Below are 3,934 nucleotides of genomic sequence, written 5' to 3' on the forward strand. Positions count from 1 at the left end.
ATTGGTATGCTACGCTTTTATCAAGGTTTAGTTTTACAGGAAAAATAAACAATCAGTGCATTTTTTCTTGGTCTAAAACGAGAAAGGCGATGCACTGAGTCTCCTCAATGCATCGCCTTTATTTTTTCGCAAGGGACTTGTTTGGTTAAAACAACGCTCTTACACCCATAGTGAAGTTTCTACCTGGAAGCGGCGCTTGGTCTTTCAAGAAAGATGTATGCACGCGTGCCTCTTCGTCAGTAAGGTTTTCACCACGGGCAAATACAACCCAATCGATACCTTGAGCACCAAACTCATACTGCACACTGGCATTGACCAAGGTGTAACCGTCTGTAGCTGTCTCGAATGACGCCACTTCAGTTTGATCGTCATACCACGTAAAGCCCACATCGGCGCTAAGGCCATCATTTACATAGCTCAGTTCACTACCAAAGCGTAGCGGTGGCGTGCGTGGAAGATTGTCATCTTCTACTTCCGCGCGAATATAGTCACCAAACACGGTTAAGCGCAGCGTGTCAGTCAGGTCTACGTAAGTTTCTGCTTCGAAGCCCCATATGTCTGCGTCAGCCTGCTGAAAGTAATAGATTGGCAAGCCTTCTTCATCGCCGTGCTCGTCATGTCCGTGCCCTTCAAGCTCGCCTTCTAGCTCTTCGTCCTCATGCTCGCCGTGTTCTTCGTGCTCACTAAGTGCAATCAGCCCCGTACTTGTTTGGAAAATATAGTCATCAGCCTGATTGTAGAAGAAAGACGCACTGTAGCCCCAGCTTCCGGTAAATTTACGAAAAGTAATGTCTAGGTTGGTGCTTACTTCTTCTTTTACCCCTTTGAGGCCCTCTTCAATATGCCCCTCTTCGTCCATATCAAACACCAAGCCTACTTCGTAGCTTTGGGTTGCTAAGTGCTGACCCGCTGAGAACAGTTCCTGCTGACTAGGTGCTCGCTCGCTGCGTGACAATGTAACGGCAATTGAGTGACCTTCCTGGTATTCCCAGTTTGCGCCAGCTGAAAGCGACAGGCTGGTAAAGTCATAGTCTGGGAAGTTGAAAGCAACAGCGTGCTCTTCATGCTCTTCATCGTGTTCTTCACCCTCGTGTTCCTCGCCTTCATGCTCTTCATGCAATACGTCAAGTTCCACTTCACTGGCTTCAGCGTCCAACGTGGTGCGCTCCAGTCGACCACCAAGCTCAAAAGTAACGTCACCTACTTTCTTCTGCTCAACGATGTAAAGCGCGTAACTAGACGTCGTATTGGCTGGCGTAAAGGCTTCTTCACCCACTGCATTGTAATCGCTATGGTTAAACTGTAGCCCGAACACCCCGTGCCAACCATTCACTTCTTCGTGATAAGCAGATAGGCGGATATCGCTCGATTCGTTTGTAAATACGGTACCAGGCTCGCCGTCTTCAATTTCCGCATGTTCATAGTCAGTGTAGGCAGCAGCAAATTTGAGGTTTGTTAGGCCACGTACAGGAGAGTGCCACTCGCCTGCAGCTTGATAACGAGTCATATCCACATCAAGCAACACACCTTCTTCACTATGCTCTTCATGATCATGCCCTTCATGATCGTGATCTTCACCTTCAAGATCTTCATCGTGCTCGTCGTGTTCTTCCTCACCGTGGGCATGGCTATGACCAGGCACACCATATTCATTGTCTAACTGCTCAACCGCGAAACCGAAGTACCCCTCGTCAGCCACATAAGATAAACCAGCAACAATGTTGCTTGTTTTCATGGCGCTGCTCTCTAATACACCGTTTGGCTCATCTTCATCCGGGTCAATAGACGCAAAACCTGGAATATCTGCATTATCTGTATCGCGATAAAAACCATCTACATGCCAAACAATATTACCACTGCCACCCGTCACATCGGCGCGGGTGTAAGAACCATTGTTTACTGTGCTGTAGCTAGTTTCAGCCTCGCCTTCAACGCCTTCAAGCTGATACTGAGGAATACGCTTATCAACCACGTTGACTACACCGCCAATGGCCCCACTGCCATATTGGAGCGTCGCTGGGCCGCGCAAAATTTCCACCTGAGTGGCGCTTGACAGTGTGGTGGCTACGTTATGGTCGGGCCCAACACGAGATACGTCAGAAACATCCAAGCCATTTTGAACAATTTTTACACGTGGGCCATCGTTACCGCGAATAACAGGACTGCTAGATACAGGGCCAAAATAGGTACTGTGAACCCCCGGGGCATTTTTAAGCGTTTCACCTAGCGTTGGCGCTTCAATTTTACGTAATTTTTCAGCACCGATGACTGTAACTGGCGTAACCGATTCCAGTACCGACGATTGAAGTGCGTTAGCGGTAACCACAATATTTTCGACCGATGAAGGTTTTAAAACGAAGTCGACGTTTTGATCGGCAGTTACGTCACCTAAGTCGTTGTCACCGTGGATATAGTTGGAAGAGTAAACATGTAGATGAATATGTGGCTGTTTTACGTCGTCAAAGCGGTAAACACCGTTTTCGTCAGTGTATGCTACACGGCGACTACCTTCTATTTTAACTTCGGCCCCTGCGACTGGCTGACCTGCCGTGTCTGTGACCTTTCCTGTTACCGTGGTGGCATACACAGGCGCACTTAACAGCCCTGCTATGGACAAACTTAGCAGCGAACGCATTTTCATGGGTATTCCTCTGAGGATGTTATAACATTATTTAGTGATGTTATAACATTTTTCAGCATTGCTTGACGCATGTCAACCGCAGAATAACGTAACTTCACCTTTATCTAGCGCAATTTAATGTTTCTTAACAGTGTGAGCGCCAAAGTCCTGTTTTTCGCTCTCCTGTTCATCCAAAAAGGCCCTATGCTCTGCTTACCGTAAAGTTAATTACCTCTTGAATGTGCTTTGCATTCGTTTTGAGCATAAGTAATCTGTCGATACCCAGTGCCACACCCGCACAAGGCGGTAACCCCGCGTCTAACGCGCTTAGAAAGTGCTCATCGATAGGTTTTACGGGAAGACCAGCCGCCTTACGCTTCTCGTTGTCCGTTTCAAAGCGCTGACGTTGCTCGCGCGCAGCGCTCAATTCATTAAAACCATTGGCGAGTTCAGCGCCTCGGTAATACACCTCAAAGCGTTCGGCAACCCGTTCATCTGTAGCGCTTAACTTGGCAAGTGCCGCTTGAGAAGCCGGAAAATTATAAATAAAACATGGCTTATCGATACCTATTTTAGGCTCGATAGCATAACTGAATAACAGCTGAAATTTACTGTCATCGCTGAGGCTTTGCGGTGCATGAATATCTATATTCTGCTGTTCCATTGCCTTTAGCAACACGTTGTCATCAGCACTTAGAGGGTCAATATTCAAATAGGTTTGAAACGCTTGCTGATAAGTCATCTTATCGGCTGGAGCTGTCGCCAGCGTTTCTTGCAATAAGGCATCAACCTCGTCCATTAATGCAAAATGATCGAAGCCTAAGCGGTACCACTCCAACATAGTGAACTCTGGATTGTGCCAGCGGCCCTCGCCTTCGTGACGAAATGCTTTACATATTTGGTAGATAGAGCCGCTATCAGCGCAAAGTAGTCGTTTCATGGCATATTCAGGCGAAGTTTGAAGATATAACCGAGTGGGCTTGCCCGATTGGGCAAAGTTAAACTCGGTATCAAATGCATCAAGATGCTCATCGGTAACCGTGCCGTTTGAAAGTAAAGGCGTGTCTACCTCTAACACGTTTCTTGCGTAAAAAAAATCACGGATAGTTCTAAGTAATTCGGCACGCGCAACACGCGCTTCATGAGTGGTAGTAGGCTGCCAAGATTGCATGTGTTTAAACCTAAATAGAAAAAGCTAAAACAAAAAGCCGGTACACAAAGGCACCGGCTTTACACGTAAAAAGAATGCGCGATATGCGCTTAATACCAATCCGCATAGATCATTGCCCACTCAGAAGGCGCTGGCAAGCTTCA

The 3,934-nt window shown here is 47.2% G+C and carries 2 protein-coding genes; both read right to left on the reverse strand.

What is annotated here, in order from left to right; all coding sequences use genetic code 11:
* Positions 1 to 145: 145 nt before the first annotated feature.
* Positions 146 to 2,641: a TonB-dependent receptor gene (locus GVO62_RS12820; protein ID WP_159119580.1), complete on the reverse strand. Its 2,496-nt coding sequence runs from the start codon at positions 2,639 to 2,641 to the stop codon at positions 146 to 148.
* Between the two features lie 181 nt (positions 2,642 to 2,822).
* Positions 2,823 to 3,791: an elongation factor P--(R)-beta-lysine ligase gene (gene epmA, locus GVO62_RS12825; RefSeq protein ID WP_159119581.1), complete on the reverse strand. Its 969-nt coding sequence runs from the start codon at positions 3,789 to 3,791 to the stop codon at positions 2,823 to 2,825.
* Positions 3,792 to 3,934 lie beyond the last annotated feature (143 nt).

It is taken from the genome of Alteromonas sp. KUL150 (assembly GCF_009811475.1).
GTDB lineage: Bacteria > Pseudomonadota > Gammaproteobacteria > Enterobacterales > Alteromonadaceae > Alteromonas > Alteromonas gracilis.